The sequence below is a fragment of the Cupriavidus sp. H19C3 genome, assembly GCF_049393815.1.
In the GTDB taxonomy this organism is placed as follows: Bacteria; Pseudomonadota; Gammaproteobacteria; order Burkholderiales; family Burkholderiaceae; genus Cupriavidus.
Window position 1 is genome coordinate 2,954,073 of the sequence record NZ_CP184985.1, and the last position, 19,280, is coordinate 2,973,352.

At 62.7% G+C, this 19,280-nt stretch carries 12 protein-coding genes, 2 tRNA genes and 3 rRNA genes; 8 read left to right on the forward strand and 9 right to left on the reverse strand.

Annotated elements, in window-relative coordinates; all coding sequences use genetic code 11:
• Window positions 1-53 precede the first annotated feature (53 nt).
• The 3 genes from DFLDMN_RS13630 to DFLDMN_RS13640 all read right to left on the reverse strand — a co-directional run bounded on the left by DFLDMN_RS13630 (window position 54) and on the right by DFLDMN_RS13640 (window position 4,255).
• Window positions 54-2,153 (reverse strand): FUSC family protein, encoded by a 2,100-nt coding sequence (locus tag DFLDMN_RS13630; protein WP_423195468.1) that lies wholly within the window; start codon window positions 2,151-2,153, stop codon window positions 54-56.
• A 398-nt stretch (window positions 2,154-2,551) separates the two neighbouring features.
• The gene (locus DFLDMN_RS13635; RefSeq protein ID WP_423195469.1) at window positions 2,552-3,796 is read right to left on the reverse strand and encodes a nucleoside recognition domain-containing protein; all 1,245 of its coding nucleotides are present in this window, start codon (window positions 3,794-3,796) and stop codon (window positions 2,552-2,554) included.
• 57 nt (window positions 3,797-3,853) lie between these two features.
• Window positions 3,854-4,255: a DUF488 domain-containing protein gene (locus DFLDMN_RS13640; protein WP_423195470.1), complete on the reverse strand. Its 402-nt coding sequence runs from the start codon at window positions 4,253-4,255 to the stop codon at window positions 3,854-3,856.
• Window positions 4,256-4,836: 581 nt separating this feature from the next.
• On the opposite strand from DFLDMN_RS13640, the gene DFLDMN_RS13645 reads away from it, so the two are divergent.
• From DFLDMN_RS13645 to DFLDMN_RS13670, 6 genes are all read left to right on the forward strand, one after another.
• Window positions 4,837-6,368, forward strand: a 16S ribosomal RNA gene (locus DFLDMN_RS13645).
• Window positions 6,369-6,431: 63 nt separating this feature from the next.
• Window positions 6,432-6,508 (forward strand) — tRNA-Ile (locus DFLDMN_RS13650).
• A 10-nt stretch (window positions 6,509-6,518) separates the two neighbouring features.
• Window positions 6,519-6,594: transfer RNA gene (locus DFLDMN_RS13655), tRNA-Ala, on the forward strand.
• A gap of 296 nt (window positions 6,595-6,890) precedes the next feature.
• A 23S ribosomal RNA gene (locus tag DFLDMN_RS13660) occupies window positions 6,891-9,769 on the forward strand.
• A gap of 149 nt (window positions 9,770-9,918) precedes the next feature.
• Window positions 9,919-10,032, forward strand: a 5S ribosomal RNA gene (gene rrf / locus DFLDMN_RS13665).
• The 16S, 23S and 5S rRNA genes sit together here with 2 tRNA genes alongside, the layout of an rRNA operon.
• Before the next feature lie 110 nt (window positions 10,033-10,142).
• Complete coding sequence (locus tag DFLDMN_RS13670; protein ID WP_423195471.1) at window positions 10,143-10,427, forward strand: GIY-YIG nuclease family protein; 285 nt, start codon at window positions 10,143-10,145, stop codon at window positions 10,425-10,427.
• 69 nt (window positions 10,428-10,496) lie between these two features.
• On the opposite strand, the gene DFLDMN_RS13675 is transcribed toward DFLDMN_RS13670, so the two are convergent.
• Entirely contained in the window at window positions 10,497-10,919 is a 423-nt protein-coding gene (locus tag DFLDMN_RS13675; protein WP_423195472.1) for an organic hydroperoxide resistance protein, read from the reverse strand.
• 71 nt (window positions 10,920-10,990) lie between these two features.
• On the reverse strand, window positions 10,991-11,461 hold the full coding sequence (locus DFLDMN_RS13680; RefSeq protein WP_423195473.1) for a MarR family winged helix-turn-helix transcriptional regulator: 471 nt from the start codon (window positions 11,459-11,461) through the stop codon (window positions 10,991-10,993).
• 204 nt (window positions 11,462-11,665) lie between these two features.
• Between DFLDMN_RS13680 and DFLDMN_RS13685 the strand changes: the two genes are divergently transcribed.
• Both DFLDMN_RS13685 and DFLDMN_RS13690 read left to right on the forward strand, forming a co-directional pair.
• The gene (locus DFLDMN_RS13685; protein ID WP_423195474.1) at window positions 11,666-13,126 is read left to right on the forward strand and encodes a DegQ family serine endoprotease; all 1,461 of its coding nucleotides are present in this window, start codon (window positions 11,666-11,668) and stop codon (window positions 13,124-13,126) included.
• Between the two features lie 330 nt (window positions 13,127-13,456).
• A complete protein-coding gene (locus tag DFLDMN_RS13690; protein WP_423195475.1) occupies window positions 13,457-13,786 on the forward strand; it encodes a hypothetical protein in 330 nt (109 codons plus the stop codon).
• 142 nt (window positions 13,787-13,928) lie between these two features.
• On the opposite strand, the gene DFLDMN_RS13695 is transcribed toward DFLDMN_RS13690, so the two are convergent.
• From DFLDMN_RS13695 to DFLDMN_RS13710, 4 genes are all read right to left on the reverse strand, one after another.
• Window positions 13,929-15,464, reverse strand: coding sequence for an MFS transporter (locus DFLDMN_RS13695; protein ID WP_423198415.1), 1,536 nt, complete (start codon window positions 15,462-15,464; stop codon window positions 13,929-13,931).
• A 26-nt stretch (window positions 15,465-15,490) separates the two neighbouring features.
• Window positions 15,491-15,988 carry a MarR family winged helix-turn-helix transcriptional regulator gene (locus DFLDMN_RS13700; protein ID WP_423195476.1) on the reverse strand — a complete coding sequence of 166 codons (498 nt, stop codon included), beginning with the start codon at window positions 15,986-15,988 and terminating at the stop codon, window positions 15,491-15,493.
• 141 nt (window positions 15,989-16,129) lie between these two features.
• Window positions 16,130-18,148 carry a transglutaminase TgpA family protein gene (locus tag DFLDMN_RS13705; protein WP_423195477.1) on the reverse strand — a complete coding sequence of 673 codons (2,019 nt, stop codon included), beginning with the start codon at window positions 18,146-18,148 and terminating at the stop codon, window positions 16,130-16,132.
• On the reverse strand, window positions 18,145-19,260 hold the full coding sequence (locus tag DFLDMN_RS13710) for a DUF58 domain-containing protein (RefSeq protein ID WP_423195478.1): 1,116 nt from the start codon (window positions 19,258-19,260) through the stop codon (window positions 18,145-18,147). Before DFLDMN_RS13710 ends, DFLDMN_RS13705 begins: the two co-directional genes overlap by 4 nt.
• Window positions 19,261-19,280: the final 20 nt, after the last annotated feature.

Here is a 19,280-nt window from a genome sequence, read left to right on the forward strand (position 1 = left end):
GCAATACCTCGTTCGGTAGGACCGCGGGTGTGTCGGAGAGTTATCCACACATTCTAGGATATGGCCGTGCTCCGCAAAGGGCTGTGCAGGGCCGCCACCGCCGCGCGCATGGTTTGCACCGCAGCATGGCCGGCATCGATGCCCGCGCCCGCAAAGCGCGCCTGTTCGACCAGGAACAGCTCGTGCTCGCCGAGCGCTCCAGGCGCTTCCGGCAGCGGCAGGGCCGGCTTGCCGATACTGCCGCCAGGCCGCGCAGCTACCTCGGCCAGCCGTGTTTCCACTTCGGCCAGAAGCATTTGCACGGGCTCCGCGGGCGGCGCGGCTGCCTCGCCTGCTTCCACCCCCGCCCGCACCACGCCCGCCAGCGCGGCCATGCGGCGCGCGGCGGCATGGATCTGGCGATGCGCGCCCGCAAGGTCCGCGCTCATATCGGCGGCGCCCTGGGCAAGGGTCTCCTCGGCGCGCGTCGAAGCGCGCCCGGCTGCTACCCGCAGCGCCTCGAGCCGGGCCGTCGGGGCCGCTAGCGTGCGCGCGGCCGCGATGGCCGCGCGCAGATAAACCGCATTCACCGCGAGTGCATCTAGACTGTGCCGGAAAGCGCGCGACAACTCGGCGCGTGGCGACAGCACGTAATAGCTGGCCAATGCGATGAGGCAGCCGAGCGCGGTATCGATGCCCCGTAGCGCCGCCACGACGCTGCTGCTGGCCCCGGCCGGCTCGCCCGTCCACGAGAACAGGATGACCGCTGGCGTCAGGCAGAATGCAAACGCGGCGGCATTGCCCGCCAGCCGGCCCGCATAGGCGCCGGCCAGAAACATTGCGCTGATGCCGAGCGCCGCTGGCGCTGACGGTTGCGTCAGGCTGATCAGGCAGGCCACCAGCGCGCCCCCGAGCGAGCCGGCAAAGCGCTTGAACGAGATCTGGCGCGTAGTCTGCAGCCGTGGGCTCAGCACCATGATCACGGTCACCGCCACCCAGTAGCCGTGGCCCAACTGCCAGATCTGCGCGGGTAGCAGACTCAGTCCGCCGGCCAGCGCCAGGCGCACCGCATGGCGCGTCACCTGCGCATCACGCGCCGCGAGCTCGGTCATCCAGAGCCCCACCTGGTCGATCGCATCCGGCAGCCCGCGCCGCGGCCATGCAAAGCTCTCGCGCCACTGGGCGAATGCCGGTAACTGTCCAAGCGCCGCCAGCGCCGAGCGGTAAGTCGGTGGTGCGCCCGCATTGTTGTGCTCGCTGCGCAGACGCCGCAGTTCCTGCGCCAGCATCGCGCACAGCGCGGGCAGGTCAGGGGCATGCTGGGACAGGTTTTGCCGCACCAGTTCGTCGATATCCGCGAGGCATCGCGCCATGTGGGGCAACGGCAGGCGGTGATCGCTTCCCGCGCGTTCGCGCAATTCGGCGACCACGATCAGCAGGGCGAAGATGGCATCCGCCACGGCCACGGCATAGGCGTAGCGCAGCATGCCGACCGGATCCCGCCAGCCGCGCCGCGCCTGCACGGCGGCGCGCGCGGCTTCGATGCGCCGCCGGATTTGCTGCTTGTACGGCATGGTGTCGGCCGGGAAGGCGGGCGCGGCAAGGGCGGTGGCAAAGCGATGCAGCGCCTCGTATGCAGCGGCGATCTGCGCCCGCGGCCGCGCGTCGCGCTGCGAAGGAATCAGCAGCAGGCTTACCAGGCACGCAAACAGCCCGCCGCGCAGATAGTCGACACTCGCGGTCATGGCGTGGACCAGCATCGGCACGTCGGCGACGGGCGGCTGCAGGCAAGCCGCGATCAGCACCACGTACAGGAGCTTGAAGCACAGCGACGCCGCCGCTCCCCGCAATTCGGCCAGGCCCGCTATCACGCCGCCCACCAGCACTACCAGCAACGCCAGCGCGGGCATCGCCGAGACTGCCGTGCCAAGCGCACACACCAGACCGCCGCCGATTCCGACCGCGCCGAGCACGCGCATGCGCGCCGCCGCAGTGCCCTCGCGGTCCGCCAGGCAGGTCCAGATCGATGCGGTGGCCGACCAGAGGTAGCTGCTATCGCCCACCAGCCAGCCGGTGCCCGCCAGCGCCAGAAATGACAACGCGTAGACCACGCCGCGCCGCGCGAATGCGGCACCGGGCCAGTATCGGAGCAGGCACGACAGGAAGGCGGACATGGGCAGCAACGGACGCTTGGGGACGATACAACAGATGCATCACACTGTAATGGATGCAATGTTGCGTCGCAACAAAATGGCTTCTATGGCCGCGTTTGCGCCGCAACTGTGCGGCGGCGCACCACGCATGGGAGGAAGTGGCCCTGAATGGTGCGGACCAAGCGGGTGGCGCCGCATTATTGAAAAAAGTGCCGGTGATCAGGCGTTTGCCGCGTGTCCGTTCCGGGTCAGGACAAAAAATAGGCAAAAAAAACCCGCGCAGGTTAGTGCGCGGGCTGGAATCCACCGAGGTGGTGGAGGAGACAGACTTCAATATACACGACTTGTTGCGACGCACCAAGTAGTGTTTGTTTAAATGGCTGCAAGTGCGCACATTCATGTTGCGGTCACGCAACAAGCTAGCGAAAGAGATAGGCAATCCACACCGCGGCGACCAGCCCCACCAGGTCCGCGAACAACGCGCAACCGAGCGCATGGCGCGTGTTACGCACATTCACGCTACCGAAGTAGACCGCCAGCACGTAGAAGGTGGTCTCCGTCGATCCCTGGATGATGGCCGCCAGACGGCCCTGGAAGGAATCGACGCCATAGGCCGTCATCACGTCGACCATCAGCCCACGCGCGCCGGCGCCCGACAGAATCTTCATCAGTCCGACCGGCAGCGCTGGCACGAAATCCGTATTCAGCCCGCTCCAGGCGAACAGCGCCGTCAGGCCATGCATCAGCACATCCATGCAGCCAGTGACGCGGAACAGTCCGATCGCGACCAGGATCGCCACGAGATAGGGAATGATCTGCACCGCCACGCCAAAGCCTTCCTTGGCGCCATCGATAAAGGCGTCGTACACATTGATGCGCCGGATCGCGCCGCATACGAGGAAGACCACGATCAGCGACAGGATGAAGCCACTCCCCGCCAGCGCGGTCATCTGGCTGACCTGCTCGGGCGGGGCGTGACGCAGCCATAGCAGCAACCCGCCGAGCAGGCTCGCGACGATGGCAAACGCCACCAGCACCGCAGGCTTCAGCAGATTGAGCCGCTGCACCCACGCCACGGCCAGAAATCCCGCCAGGCACGAGGCGCCGGTCGCCAGCAGGGTAGGCAGGAAGATATCGGCTGCATTGAAGCCCACCAGCCCCTGCTTGACCGCAATGGCCTGCCGGATGGCGATGACCGAGGTGGGGATCAGCGTCAGGCCCGCCGTATTGAGCACGATGAACATGATCTGCGCATCGGTCGCCGTATCGGGCTTGCGGTTCAGCGACTGCAGCTCGCGCATGGCGGTCAGGCCCAGCGGCGTGGCGGCGTTGTCCAGGCCGAGCAGGTTCGCCGAAACATTCATCATCATGGCGCCCTGCGCCGGATGGCCGGGCGGCACGCCGGGAAAGAAATGCCGCAGCAGCGGGTTCACCAAGCGGGCGAACAGGTCGATCACGCCAGCCCGTTCGCCCACGCGCATGACGCCGATCCACAGGCTCATCACGCCGGCAAGCCCGAGCGAGATCTCGAAAGCGGTGCGGGCGCTGTCGAACAGGCTCGCAAGCATGGCGGGGAAGACCGCGGTGTCGCCAAGCGCCAGCTTTACGCAGGCGGCAAGAAAGGCAAGCAGGAAAAATCCGAGCCAGACCAGGTTCAGGGCCATGGGATATCAGGAGCCGGCAAAGCTACGCATCATAGCGCGGCCGGGCCTTGTATCAGGTCATCCCGCGATCAACGCCGCGCCGCGCTTGACCAGCAATTCGCGCAGGATCGAGCGATGGCAATGCGCCTCGTCCTCGCAATAGCAGCCCATCGAAAAATTGGTCTGATGAGAGAGTGCCGCCAGCAGATCGAGCGTACGGCTGGCGTCGGGCGCGGCCATTTCCGCCCGAAAGCGCCGCACGAACGCGCGCCATGCCTTGTCGTCGCCGGCATCCTGCGCGGCCAATGCTTCCGCCACCAGTTCGGGCGTCGGCGAGAGCAGCGGATACCAGACGTCGTAGTAGTCGCGCCTGCCAAACTCGGACTTGGGCACGCCCCGCGGCGGCCGCCGCACGGTGCCGAGCCGCAGTCCTTCATCCTGGCTGCGAGGGGAACCCAGACGGACGATGCGAATGGCCATGACGCACGCACTCCTCGACAGTGGCGGCCCGCGCGGGCCGGACGCGGACCATTGTCGCGCGCCTTATCAAGATGCGCACACTGGTCCCTCGCATCGTTTGCGCTGCATCGCAAAAAAGGGCTTGCCAAGATGGGGCGGCCCGCTTAATATTCGCCCCCTCGCAACACAACGCCGAACGGAAACGACCAGACGGCGCGGGTTTGCGGGTGGTAGTAGAGGTAGAAGCAGGAGTCGGCGGAACGTCAGCGCAGCAAAATAAAACTGACGAAGCTGTTGACGAGTAGTGAAAAGCGCAGCATAATCTCGCTTCTTCGCTGCTGACGCAGAAACAAGCGCAGCAGCGGCGCGAACGGCAAAGCCGGAAGCGCAAGGTTCTTTAACAAACAAACAACCGATAAGTGTGGGCGCTTGATGACGGACGCACCGGAGTCTCGATCTGATCGAGGGTTCGGGAAGCTTCAAAAGTTATCAGTGCTCGCACAGTAAAACATGTTGGTTCTGTCTTCGGACGGAGCCAGTCAGTTTTCTGAGAGTGAGCGACCGCTCGAAAGAGCGAGGTGCTTCGGCACCACACAGGTATTGAACTGAAGAGTTTGATCCTGGCTCAGATTGAACGCTGGCGGCATGCCTTACACATGCAAGTCGAACGGCAGCGCGGACTTCGGTCTGGCGGCGAGTGGCGAACGGGTGAGTAATACATCGGAACGTGCCCTGTTGTGGGGGATAACTAGTCGAAAGATTAGCTAATACCGCATACGACCTGAGGGTGAAAGCGGGGGACCGTAAGGCCTCGCGCAATAGGAGCGGCCGATGTCTGATTAGCTAGTTGGTGGGGTAAAGGCCCACCAAGGCGACGATCAGTAGCTGGTCTGAGAGGACGATCAGCCACACTGGGACTGAGACACGGCCCAGACTCCTACGGGAGGCAGCAGTGGGGAATTTTGGACAATGGGGGCAACCCTGATCCAGCAATGCCGCGTGTGTGAAGAAGGCCTTCGGGTTGTAAAGCACTTTTGTCCGGAAAGAAATCGCTCTGGCTAATACCTGGGGTGGATGACGGTACCGGAAGAATAAGCACCGGCTAACTACGTGCCAGCAGCCGCGGTAATACGTAGGGTGCGAGCGTTAATCGGAATTACTGGGCGTAAAGCGTGCGCAGGCGGTTTTGTAAGACAGGCGTGAAATCCCCGGGCTCAACCTGGGAATTGCGCTTGTGACTGCAAGGCTAGAGTGCGTCAGAGGGGGGTAGAATTCCACGTGTAGCAGTGAAATGCGTAGAGATGTGGAGGAATACCGATGGCGAAGGCAGCCCCCTGGGACGTGACTGACGCTCATGCACGAAAGCGTGGGGAGCAAACAGGATTAGATACCCTGGTAGTCCACGCCCTAAACGATGTCAACTAGTTGTTGGGGATTCATTTCTTCAGTAACGTAGCTAACGCGTGAAGTTGACCGCCTGGGGAGTACGGTCGCAAGATTAAAACTCAAAGGAATTGACGGGGACCCGCACAAGCGGTGGATGATGTGGATTAATTCGATGCAACGCGAAAAACCTTACCTACCCTTGACATGCCACTAACGAAGCAGAGATGCATCAGGTGCCCGAAAGGGAAAGTGGACACAGGTGCTGCATGGCTGTCGTCAGCTCGTGTCGTGAGATGTTGGGTTAAGTCCCGCAACGAGCGCAACCCTTGTCTTTAGTTGCTACGCAAGAGCACTCTAGAGAGACTGCCGGTGACAAACCGGAGGAAGGTGGGGATGACGTCAAGTCCTCATGGCCCTTATGGGTAGGGCTTCACACGTCATACAATGGTGCGTACAGAGGGTTGCCAACCCGCGAGGGGGAGCTAATCCCAGAAAACGCATCGTAGTCCGGATCGTAGTCTGCAACTCGACTACGTGAAGCTGGAATCGCTAGTAATCGCGGATCAGCATGCCGCGGTGAATACGTTCCCGGGTCTTGTACACACCGCCCGTCACACCATGGGAGTGGGTTTTGCCAGAAGTAGTTAGCCTAACCGCAAGGAGGGCGATTACCACGGCAGGGTTCATGACTGGGGTGAAGTCGTAACAAGGTAGCCGTATCGGAAGGTGCGGCTGGATCACCTCCTTTCCAGAGGCGCGTGTCCTGGAGTCAAGCGTTCACACTTATCGGTTTGTTTGCTGTTACAGCCAAGGGTCTGTAGCTCAGGTGGTTAGAGCACCGTCTTGATAAGGCGGGGGTCGTAGGTTCAAGTCCTACCAGACCCACCAAGTTATCGCGGGGGGATTAGCTCAGCTGGGAGAGCACCTGCTTTGCAAGCAGGGGGTCGTCGGTTCGATCCCGTCATCCTCCACCACTACCCTGGTAGTCCAAATGAAAGCGCTGCTTCGAGAAGCAAGAGAGAGCGCTTTCATTTGGCATTGCCAAGCAATCGCAAGATTGGCTGTTCTTTAACAATATGGGATGTAGTAAAGGTGTCGCGTGCGCATTGATGAGATGCGCGGCAGTATGCGCGATACCGGGTTGTGATTGTATCAACCAAAATGTAATCCAGTGATCGAAAGATGACTTGGAATACGGCACAAACGCGAGAACTCAGACCTGTAGTGAGCGTGTCGGAGGATGTAAATCCTGGAGACACACTTGTTATAGGGTCAAGCGAACAAGTGCATGTGGTGGATGCCTTGGCGATCACAGGCGATGAAGGACGCGGTAGCCTGCGAAAAGCTTCGGGGAGCTGGCAAACGAGCATTGATCCGAAGATATCCGAATGGGGAAACCCGGCCCGAATGGGTCATCCCTTGCTGAATACATAGGCAAGGGAAGCGAACGCGGCGAACTGAAACATCTAAGTAGCTGCAGGAACAGAAATCAACCGAGATTCCCAAAGTAGTGGCGAACGAAATGGGAAGAGCCTTGTACTCTTTAGCAGTGGTGTTAGCAGAACGGGATGGAAAGCCCGGCCATAGCAGGTGATAGCCCTGTATGCGAAAACACGATTGTGGAACTAGGTGTACGACAAGTAGGGCGGGACACGTGAAATCCTGTCTGAAGATGGGGGGACCATCCTCCAAGGCTAAATACTCGTGATCGACCGATAGTGAACCAGTACCGTGAGGGAAAGGCGAAAAGAACCCCGGGAGGGGAGTGAAATAGATCCTGAAACCGCATGCATACAAACAGTCGGAGCCCTTTCGGGGGTGACGGCGTACCTTTTGTATAATGGGTCAGCGACTTACATTCAGTGGCAAGCTTAACCGATTAGGGAAGGCGTAGCGAAAGCGAGTCCGAACAGGGCGTTGAGTCGCTGGGTGTAGACCCGAAACCAGATGATCTATCCATGGCCAGGTTGAAGGTGCGGTAACACGTACTGGAGGACCGAACCCACTAGTGTTGAAAAACTAGGGGATGAGCTGTGGATAGGGGTGAAAGGCTAAACAAATCTGGAAATAGCTGGTTCTCTCCGAAAACTATTTAGGTAGTGCCTCGTGTCTCACCTTCGGGGGTAGAGCACTGTCATGGTTGGGGGGTCTATTGCTGATTACCCCGCCATAGCAAACTCCGAATACCGAAGAGTGCAATCACGGGAGACAGACATCGGGTGCTAACGTCCGGTGTCAAGAGGGAAACAACCCAGACCGCCAGCTAAGGTCCCCAAGATTGGCTAAGTGGGAAACGAAGTGGGAAGGCTAAAACAGTCAGGAGGTTGGCTTAGAAGCAGCCACCCTTTAAAGAAAGCGTAATAGCTCACTGATCGAGTCGTCCTGCGCGGAAGATGTAACGGGGCTAAGCCAGTCACCGAAGCTGCGGACGCAAGCAATTGCGTGGTAGGAGAGCGTTCTGTAAGCCTGTGAAGGTGTCTTGTAAAGGATGCTGGAGGTATCAGAAGTGCGAATGCTGACATGAGTAGCGATAAAGGGGGTGAAAGGCCCCCTCGCCGTAAGCCCAAGGTTTCCTACGCAACGTTCATCGGCGTAGGGTGAGTCGGCCCCTAAGGCGAGGCAGAGATGCGTAGCTGATGGGAAGCAGGTTAATATTCCTGCACCGTCGTATGATGCGATGGGGGGACGGATCGCGGAAGGTTGTCCGGGTGTTGGAAGTCCCGGTCCCTGCATTGGAGAAGGCGCTCAGGCAAATCCGGGCGCGGAATTCAAGGATGTGGGGCGAGCGGCTTTATGCTGCGAAGCAATCGGAAGTGGTTCCAAGAAAAGCCTCTAAGCTTCAGTCATACGAGACCGTACCGCAAACCGACACAGGTGGGCGAGATGAGTATTCTAAGGCGCTTGAGAGAACTCGGGAGAAGGAACTCGGCAAATTGGTACCGTAACTTCGGGATAAGGTACGCCCTGGTAGCTTGACTGGCCTGCGCCAGAAGGGTGAAGGGGTTGCAATAAAATGGTGGCTGCGACTGTTTAATAAAAACACAGCACTCTGCAAACACGAAAGTGGACGTATAGGGTGTGACGCCTGCCCGGTGCCGGAAGATTAAATGATGGGGTGCAAGCTCTTGATTGAAGTCCCGGTAAACGGCGGCCGTAACTATAACGGTCCTAAGGTAGCGAAATTCCTTGTCGGGTAAGTTCCGACCTGCACGAATGGCGTAACGATGGCCACACTGTCTCCTCCCGAGACTCAGCGAAGTTGAAGTGTTTGTGATGATGCAATCTCCCCGCGGCTAGACGGATAGACCCCATGAACCTTTACTGTAGCTTTGCATTGGACTTTGAACCGGTCTGTGTAGGATAGGTGGGAGGCTTTGAAGCGAGGACGCTAGTTCTCGTGGAGCCGTCCTTGAAATACCACCCTGGTTTGTTTGAGGTTCTAACCTTGGCCCGTGAATCCGGGTCGGGGACAGTGCATGGTAGGCAGTTTGACTGGGGCGGTCTCCTCCCAAAGTGTAACGGAGGAGTTCGAAGGTACGCTTGGTACGGTCGGACATCGTACCTAAAGTGCAATGGCAAAAGCGTGCTTAACTGCGAGACCGACAAGTCGAGCAGGTGCGAAAGCAGGACATAGTGATCCGGTGGTTCTGAATGGAAGGGCCATCGCTCAACGGATAAAAGGTACTCTGGGGATAACAGGCTGATACCGCCCAAGAGTTCATATCGACGGCGGTGTTTGGCACCTCGATGTCGGCTCATCTCATCCTGGGGCTGTAGCCGGTCCCAAGGGTATGGCTGTTCGCCATTTAAAGAGGTACGTGAGCTGGGTTTAAAACGTCGTGAGACAGTTTGGTCCCTATCTGCCGTGGGCGTTGGAATCTTGACGGGGGCTGCTCCTAGTACGAGAGGACCGGAGTGGACGTACCGCTGGTGTACCTGTTGTCTCGCCAGAGGCATCGCAGGGTAGCTATGTACGGAAGAGATAACCGCTGAAAGCATCTAAGCGGGAAACTCGCCTGAAGATGAGGATTCCCTGGAGGCTTGACCTCCTTGAAGGGTCGTTCGAGACCAGGACGTTGATAGGCTGGGTGTGGAAGCGCAGTAATGCGTTAAGCTAACCAGTACTAATTGCCCGTAAGGCTTGATCCTATAACTGGTGTGTCTTGCCCAGTGACGAGTTCAGCTGTGCCGCCTTGGCCAGTACAAGCACAACCCCAATACACAAGCAGTACCCAACCTTTACTACACCCCGATTCGCCGCGCTGACCGCATTCGCGTCAGCCCGGCAACCCCTCATGCCTGGTGACCATAGCGAGTTGGAACCACCCCTTCCCATCCCGAACAGGACCGTGAAACAACTCCGCGCCGATGATAGTGCGGACTACCCGTGTGAAAGTAGGTCATCGCCAGGCTCTTATCCCCAGAACCCCCCAGCTTTACCGCTGGGGGGTTTTGTTTTTTACGCGTCGCAAGCCAACTGCTGGCGCTATGATCGTGGCTGTCGCTCAATGAATCCCTGCCAATGACGGCTGCAGACGATCAATCCTGGTTTCTCTATCTGCTCGAGTGCGAAGGCAACTCGATCTATACCGGCATTACGACGGATGTTCAGCGCCGCTATGCGGCGCATGTTGCCGGTATCGGCGCCAAGTACACGCGTGCCAGGAAGCCGGTACGGTTGCTGGGCTGGATGCGCTTTGCGACCAAATCGGAGGCGTTGAAAGCGGAGATCGCGACCAAGCGGATGACTGCGCAGCAGAAGCGCGCCTTTTGCGATGGGCTCGAGACCGAGCCCACGCCGACCTGAAAAGACCTGAAGAAAGAATAAAAAAACGCCGGCTAGCGCCGGCGTTCTGCTTTGATGCCACCCGAGCGCTTAGACCAGCGTCAGCGTGACGTCGATGTTGCCGCGCGTAGCGTTCGAATAGGGGCACACCTGGTGCGCGTCTTCGATCAGCTTCTGTGCGACCTGGCGATCCATGCCCGGCAGCGAAATCTTCAGTTCGGCCGAAATGCCGAATCCGTTGGGGATCTGACCAATCGAAACCGCGCCGTCGATCTTGGCGTCGGCCGGAACGTTGATCTTCTGCTGGCCGGCGACAAAGCGCATGGCACCGATAAAGCAGGCGGAATAGCCCGCGGCAAACAGTTGCTCGGGGTTCAGGCCGCCGCCGGCACCGCCCATTTCCTTGGGCACCGCGAGCTTGATGTCCAGTTGACCGTCGGACGTCTGGGCGCGGCCATCACGGCCACCCGTAGCAGTTGCGTGGGCGGTGTACAGGACTTTTTCCAATTTCATTTGTCGCTCCTTGATATGCCCCGAGGGCAGGTTGATCTCACGCATTTCACATAAGCCGCACAGGCGGCGGTTCAAACATCGGTCCGCGCGTTCTCCAGCGTAGACCGCAAATCCTGCAAACGCAGTGTCAGCGCCTGAATTTCCTCGACCGTGCACTGCGTAGCGCACAACATCTTCTCCGGAATGCCAGCGGCGGCCTGCTTGAGATGGCGGCCGGCCGGCGTCAGGCTGACCACTACCCGCCTTTCATCCGCGGGGTCGCGCCCGCGCGTCACCAGGTCGCTTGCCTCCAGTCGCTTGAGCAATGGGGTCAAGGTGCCCGAATCGAGGGTCAACCGGCTGCCGAGCTCCGACACCGTCAACGGCGCCTGTTCCCACAACACCAGCATCACCAAATATTGCGGATAAGTAAGTCCAAGCTCACCTAGGATCGGCTTGTACACCTTGGTCATAGCCAGCGACGACGAGTACAGCGCAAAGCAGAGCTGCCGGTCCAGAAGGAGCAGTTCGTCTGCGGCGGAGGTGTCATTGACGTGGTCCATGGCACATATCTTATACGCAATTCAATTGCGTGCAAGATAAATTTTGCGTTGCCCATACGTCATGTGGGGACATTGTTCGACCAGATACCACGCCTTCATGCGAAGCGCTCCGGACCCTTAAGTCTGGTTTAAGTCTGCGTCTCTAGGATGACATCGTCGCGCAAGGAATCCCCCAGCGCCAGGACAACAGAAAGGATGGACATCATGATTCGTCAGACGCTTGCTCGCTCTGCCTTCGGTATCGCAGCACTCGCCGCTATCGCCGGGGGCTACACCTACCTGCAGAAGGAAGTCATCACGCCGGGCTATGCGGCGCCCACGCCGGTGGTTGCCCAGTCGTCCCCGGTGGCGGTGGCAACGCCGACCGACTTCTCGTCGATCGTTGACCAGTACGGTCCGGCGGTCGTCAATATCAGCGTGACGGCGCGCGCCCAGCGTACCTCGGCACAGGGTCCGGGCATGGACCCGGACGATCCCCTCTTCCAGTTTTTCAAGCGTTTTGGCCCGCAGTTCCAGATGCCGCAGAATCCGCAGCCGCAACTCGTGCGCGGGCTGGGCTCCGGCTTTATCGTGAGCCCGGACGGTCTGATCCTGACCAACGCGCACGTGGTGGATAACGCCACCGAGGTGACCGTCAAGCTGACCGATCGTCGCGAGTTCAAGGCCAAGGTGCTTGGCTCCGATCCGCAGTCCGATATCGCGGTGATCCGCATCGACGCCAAGAATCTGCCGACCGTGCGCCTGGGCGATCCGTCGCGCACTCGCGTGGGTGAGCCTGTACTGGCGATCGGCTCGCCTTATGGCTTTGAGAATACGGTGACGGCAGGCATCGTCAGTGCGAAGTCGCGCTCGTTGCCGGACGATACCTATGTGCCGTTTATCCAGACCGACGTGGCGGTGAACCCGGGCAATTCGGGCGGGCCGCTGTTCAACCAGCGCGGCGAAGTGATCGGCATCAACTCACAGATCTATAGCCAGACCGGTGGCTACCAGGGCCTGTCGTTTGCAATTCCGATCAATGTCGCGACCAAGGTCGAGGAGCAACTGGTGGCGCACGGCAAGGTCACACGCGGTCGGCTTGGCATCTCGGTGCAGGAAGTGAACCAGGCGCTGGCGCAGTCGTTCAATCTGCCGAAGCCGAGTGGGGCACTGGTCAATTCGGTCGAGGCCGATAGCCCCGCAGCCAAGGCGGGCCTGAAGCCCGGCGATGTGATCGTGCAGATCGGCGACGACGCCATCGACCATTCCGGCGACTTGCCCGAACATGTGGCGGACATCAAGCCGGGTACCGATGCGCAACTGAAGATCATTCGCAAGGGCGAGCCGATGACGCTGACCGTCAAGGTGGGCGCGGCGAAGGATGCAGCCGTCGCGCAGAAGGGGAATTCGGGCGAAGCGGGTGGTCGTCTGGGCCTGGCCGTGCGACCGCTGACGCCGGCCGAGAAGCGCGATAGCGGCATCGACGGGGGTCTCGTGGTCGAGGACGTGGCTGGGCCGGCGGCACGGGTTGGCATCCAGCCGGGCGACGTGATTCTGTCGCTGAACGGTACGCCGATCAGCTCGGCCGACCAGCTGAAGTCGCTCGTGGCGAAGTCCGGCAAGCAGATTGCGCTGCTGGTGCAACGCGATGACGCACGCATCTTCATCCCGCTCGACCTGGGCTGATCGGGCAGACCGGAAGGTGGTGCGCGGGTATGCGCGCGATGGGCGCGAGCGGTGTCGAGGGAGCGCGGGAGCGGTATGCGCAGGGCAGGTAGGCCGTCCTCGCGCCGCCCCCGCGCGTACCTCGGAGGCCGTCGCCGACCGAGCCGGAGTACGTCGATGGAGTACGTAGCGTATACCTCCCGCAAACCCTTGCCACAGGCCGCTTTCAGGGCAATAAAACACACCCGTAACGCGCGCGAACAGGTATGATCTCGACTGCGATGCATGAAGCGTGTGGTGGCTTTGGCCACCACGTCTGGTTCCTGCTGAATCGACAGAAGAAGGAAGTCTATGCAGTTGGATTTCAACCGCGCCCCTGCCGTGCCGGGTACCGAACGGGTCCGGCACCCCTCGTCGGGCAAGTCGACGAGCGCGACGTCGCCACGGCGACGCAAAAAGGTTGAGCCGCCCCACTGGGAGCGCGGCTATCGTTCCCACTACTACCGCAACGAGCGCGGTGAGAAACTTGGCGAAGTCCGCTTGTCGGATCGCGGTGAAGTGCCCGTGGTCTACCGCTGGGCCGCCGGCAACTATTCGGGCACCGAAGGTTCGCTCGTGCATGCGCGCGCGCGCGTCGAGGAAACCGTTGGCTTTGGCATGCGGCAGCTCTCGCTGTTCTGACGCCACTCTGGACTTGTTCTCGCGGCTGCGTCAATGCGCCAGTCGAGCCGAGATAGTCGCATCAAGTTTGCCGACCAAGTTAGCGGACCAAATTAGCGGCCAAGGTAGCGAACCAAGGTAGCGAACCAAGGTAGCGACCAGCCTAATCGAGCCGCCGCTGTACCAGCATGAACACTGCCGCCAGCAGCGACAGTGCCGCGATCAGACGGTAGAGATCCTCGCAGGCAATCAGGCGCGCCTGCTGCGCCACCATTCTGCCGAGTTCGGCCAGCGCCCCCGCATGAGCGTGGCTGATATCCATCCCGCGTGCGACCAGCGTGGCCTGGGTCGACGCCATCCATTGCGCCGTTTCCGCGGGCCGTTGCCCGAGCGCCTGCACAAGGCTGTCATGCACGGCGAACTCCCGGTTCTGCAATAACACCGCCCCCAATGCCGACGCGAACGAGCTGGCGACCTGCCGTAGCAGGTTCTTGCTGCGGTAACCATGGCCGAAGTCTTCCGTGCTGAGCGAGCGGAATGTCAGACCCGCGATCGGGATGATGACCATCACGCCGAACAGGCCCTTGCCGACCAGGCCGACGATCAGCCCCGCTGGGCCGATATCGGGCGGCATGCATGAGAAGTACCACGTGGCCGCCGCCATCACGAGCAGGCCGCTCACCATGATCGGCTTCTTGCGCGGCAGGCGGCGCGCCACGCGCAGATACGCCATGATGCCGAGCAGGCTGATGCCTGCCGCAAAGGTATTGAGCCAGCCGGTGGTGGCCAGCGGAAACCGCAACGCCTGCTCCGCGAACACCGGGAACACGTAGTTGCTCAGATTGCTGATCATGTAATAGACGAAGTACATGGCCAGCCCAGTCAGGTACACCGGGTCGCGCAGGACGCGCAGTGGCAGCACGGGCGTGGGGTGATGCCATTGCTGCCAGAGAAAGATCGCCAGCAAGCCGAGGGCGAGGGCGGTAATGGCGGCCAGCCGCAACGGGTGCGAGAAGATGTCGAAGCGCGCCTCGGTCAATACCGCCTGCAGCGTGACGATGGCCACGCCGAACAGCAGCAGCGGCGCCAGCGCGGGGCCATCGACATCCGGCCGGGGTTCGGCATCGGGCAGCAGCAGCCACGCGCCCACCGTGGCCAATGCCGCGAACGGCAGCACGCCGTAAAAGACGTCCTGCCATACGCCACGCTCGATCAGGATGGCGGCGAAGGCCGGAGCGAGCGCAGAAGCACCGAAGATCCCGAGCATGAAGATGCGCGTGGCGCGCGGCCGGTCGACGGGCCCGAACAGCAGGTTGACCAGGATGCGACAGCTTGTGAACAGCGCGCCGCCACCCACGCCCTGGATAAAGCGCGCCGCCACCATTTGCGGCAGCGCCGGACTCGTGGCCGCGGCGAGCGTCCCCGCGATAAAGACGAGCAGCGCGCCGGTAAGGTAACGGCGATAGCCGAAGCGTTGCGCGAGCCAGTCCTGCTTGAGAATCATCAGCATGCTGCCGACCGCATAGGCGGCCTGCACGAGCGCGAAGCTGCGGGGGTCGGCGTCGATGCCGCCCACGATATGGCTCGATGCGAACACGAACATGATGTTCTCGAGAAACTCGACGCCCGTGGCGAGGCCGAGCAGCATCATCAGCAGCGTCTGGCGGTGCCGATGGCCCAGCACGCGCATGCGGCGCATGCGCTGCCACGGTGAAGCCTGCGGGTTCAAGACTGTTCGGCTTCCAGCGCCGCGAGCGATTGGTGAAGCTTGCCGAGCGTGCGGGTGGCGGTGGCAAGGCCGCTCTCTCCAAACGGTGCCCAGGCACTGGCATAGGCGGCGTGCACGACGGGAATGGCACGGTCAAGCAGGCGCTGGCCCGCTGGCGACAGGCTCAGCTCGAGGCTGCGCCGATCGTGCTCGGAGGCGGTGCGGCGTACCAGCCCGCGGGCTTCGAGGCGATCGACCAGCCGCGTCATCTGCGTGCGCGTGGCGTCGATGGCGATGCCGAGTTCCGACGGGATATTGGACGCGCCGGCGTCGGTGGCCAGCATGCTGAGCACGAGGTACTGGCCGAGATCGAGTTCGAAGTCGGCGAGCGCGCGCTCGATGTGGTTGCGCAGCAGGCGCGCGGAACGCAGCAGCAGGCGGGAGGCCAGGATCAGATCGCGCGGTGCTTGCGGATGCAGGGCGCAGAACCGGTCGATGCGTTGTTCGAAAGACATGGGAATATTAATTTCATATGTAATAGTTACGTATGAAACTATATACCGGATGACGGCGCGATGCAATGACCGCCCCAGCCACCCCGCCCCAGCCGCTCCGCCCCAGCCAACCCGCAGCATCGGGCGCAGGCGAGGGCATTGTCAGCGTTGCGCGGCCTGCCGGCTGACGTCGTGGAGCGCGCGCCGCAGCGCGTAAAGCTGGCGTGGTGGAATCTTGCCGGCGCCGATCGCACCGGCGCTGCCATAACGCAGCGCGACGTAGCGCGCGGTGAAGGTTTCCAGGGCCGCCGCCGCGTGCGGCAGGGCGGCCGCCGCGCGTTGCGCGAAGTCCTGCGGGCCCTCGGCCGCGCCACGCTCGCAACCATGGCGGGCCAGTACGCGGCAGAACTGCGCGTAGATTGCCTGCAACGGATCGAGCCGGCGGCGGCGCAGCCAGAGCGGTACCAGGCCGAACAGGGTCAATGCCGCGAGTCCGCCAACCAGCAGTTGCGGCAGACGATCGTCCATGCCGAACTGGCGTAACAGCGTCAGTTGCCGATTGTGGTCGTAATCGAGCACCCAGCGCTGCCACGTGTAGACCAGGCCATCGAGACCCCAACGCAAATCGCGCAACCAGCCCGGCTGGCGCAGCGCCCGCACCGCGCTGCCCTCGTCGCCGGCGAGCGCCGCGTCCACACCCTGTTCGACGCGGCTCGGTGCGACCGCGCTGGTGGGATCCACGCGCACCCAGCCGCGGCCGTCGAGCCAGACTTCGGCCCAGGCGTGCGCATCGGACTGGCGCACGATGTAGTGCTGGCCGATGGTGTTGTACTCACCGCCCTGGTAGCCGGCGACGACGCGCGCGGGCACGCCGGCCGCGCGCATGAGGAAGACGAAGCTGCTCGCGTAGTGCTCGCAGAAGCCGCGGTGCGTGTCGAACAGGAACGTATCGACCTGATCGTGGCTTAGCGGCGGCGGCGACAGCGTGTAGTAGAACGCCTCGCCCGCGAACATGCGCAGCGCCGCCTGCACGCGCTGGGCGGGATCGGCGAACTGGCCGGCCCAGCGCGCCGCCAGCGCACGGCTGCGCGGATTGCCGGGCGGCAACTCGAGCGCCATCATGCGCAGGCGCGGGGACAGGGGCTGCGGCGTGTGCGCAAACGCCGAGCGGGCGCGGTAACGCAGCGCGCGATCGACGGGATTACGCGCAAAGAATTCGCCATCGGTCGACATGCGCGCGCCCAGGGACGCGCCAATGGCCACGCCGCGATCGAGCAGGTAGAGCCACGGTTGCTGGCTGGCTTCGAGCGTGACGTGATAGTCGACCATGCCCGGCGGCGCGGTATGCGCGGCATCGTCGGGCAACGGGGGCGCGGCGGTGATGATCCGTTGCGCCTCGGTGGTGCGCCATGCCTCGCCGTCGTAGCGCCACAGCACCAGCGCGCGCCAGTAAAGCGCGCTGGCGGGCAGGGGCTTGCCGGCGATATCGGCGCGGAACGCGACATCGGTCGAGCGGATCAGTTGCCCGATGCTGCCGGGCCGCATGGTGTCGGTGATGCCCGTGCGTGCGGTCGGCTCGGTTTGCGGCAGGCGCCAGAGCGGATGGTCGAGGCGTGGAAACAGCACGAACAGGAACAGCGCCCACGGCAGGCCGATCAGCGCCATGCGGCCGAGCAGGGGCCAGATCGCAAGCCGCCCCCGGGCTTCGGGATGATGGAGCAGCAGCCAGTTGCGCAGGATCCAGGCGCCGATCGCCATGCTGTACAGCGCAAGCCAGAACGGCTGGTCCGACAGATAGAGCGTGAGCAGCAGATAGAACGACAGCTGTGTGACCATCGTCGCATCGGACAACTGCCGGCACTCCAGCAGCTTGAGGATGACGAACGCCGCCAGCAGCGCCACGCACAGGTCGCGGCCGAGGCTGCCGCCGGCTTGCCAGACCAGCGCGGCCGCGATGCCGAGCACGAGCAGGGCGCTCGCGCCGAGCATCAGGCGCGAAGGCAGCGGCGCGCGTTGCCGCCACAGCAGCCAGCGCCACGCGAGCAGCACCAGCAGCAACAGGCTCACGGAGACCGGCAGCGTGCGCGCCTGCGGCGCCAGCACAAGCGCCAGCTGGCCCATCAGCATGCCGTGCTCCTGGTGGGCGAGCGGCCGCGGGCGTTGGGCTTGGGTGGGCTTCATGACGGCCGGCGGTCCTGACGCAGGATCGGTTCGCGCGGCGTGGGTCGCCCGGACCGGCGGTCTCGCTCAGGCTGCTCAGGCCACACCGGCCGCTCAGGCCGCTCAGGCCATAGCGCCAGCGCCTCGAGACAGGCGCGGCGGTGCGCGGCGCCATGGCCCGGCGCGATTTCCACCGCGGGCAGGCGCAGGCCGAGGTCCATGTCGTCGCCGGCGGCCACGACCCACGCGCACAGGCGTGCAAGCCGGGCCTCGTTATCGAGCGTGTCCGGCAGCGTGTGCCAGTCGAGCCAGCAGGCGGGATCGCGCGTCGCCTGGCCGGTGCGGGTCAGCCAACGGCCGGTACGGGCACTGTGCTTCCACGCGATGCGATGGAGCGGATCGCCGGTGCGATAGCGCCGCAACTGGTCGATACCGTCCTCCCCCGCGACCGCCAGCGCGCCGTCGTCGGCGTCGTCGGGGCGCGCCAGCAGCGGCAACGGGGGCGCGCCTGCTTCGGGCGCCGGATAGACCATCGTCGCGAGGGGCATGTCGGCATAGCTCCAGACGCGGAACAGGCCGAATGGAAAGCGGCTGACAAGCGTGACGCGCGGCAGCACAAGCCGGCCGCGGTGCGTGGTGGGGACGTGCAGCGCGAGCGTGCCGCTGGCGCAGGCATCGAGTGTCAGGGTGGCGGGCGCGATGTCTGCCTCGGCCACGGTACTGCGCGCGGCGCGGCCGCGCCGGTGACGCTGACGCCTGACATGCGCCTCCACCCCGATGCGCGCGATGCGGTCGTGGTTGTCCACCTGCAGCGCAAAGCAGGCCATGTCGCCGGCAAACGCCGGTGAGACCGCGCCGGCCGAGACCGCGAGGTCGAGCATATTGCGATAGGCGGTCCACATGCACGCCATGGCAATGCCGGCCAGCAGGAACGTGAGCGCGAAGCCGAGGCTGATGTTGTAGTTGAGCGATGTCATCAACATCGTTAGCAAAAGCACGCCAAAGCCCACCCCGCCACGCGTGGGCAGGATGTAGAGACGCCGGCGGTGCAGCGCGACCACGCCGTTGACCGGCGCGTGGCTGCGTCGCAGCCAGTCGCCTGGCGAAAGGAGGGGCGCGGAGGCACGCCGCATGGCGAACGAGCGGGGCCGGC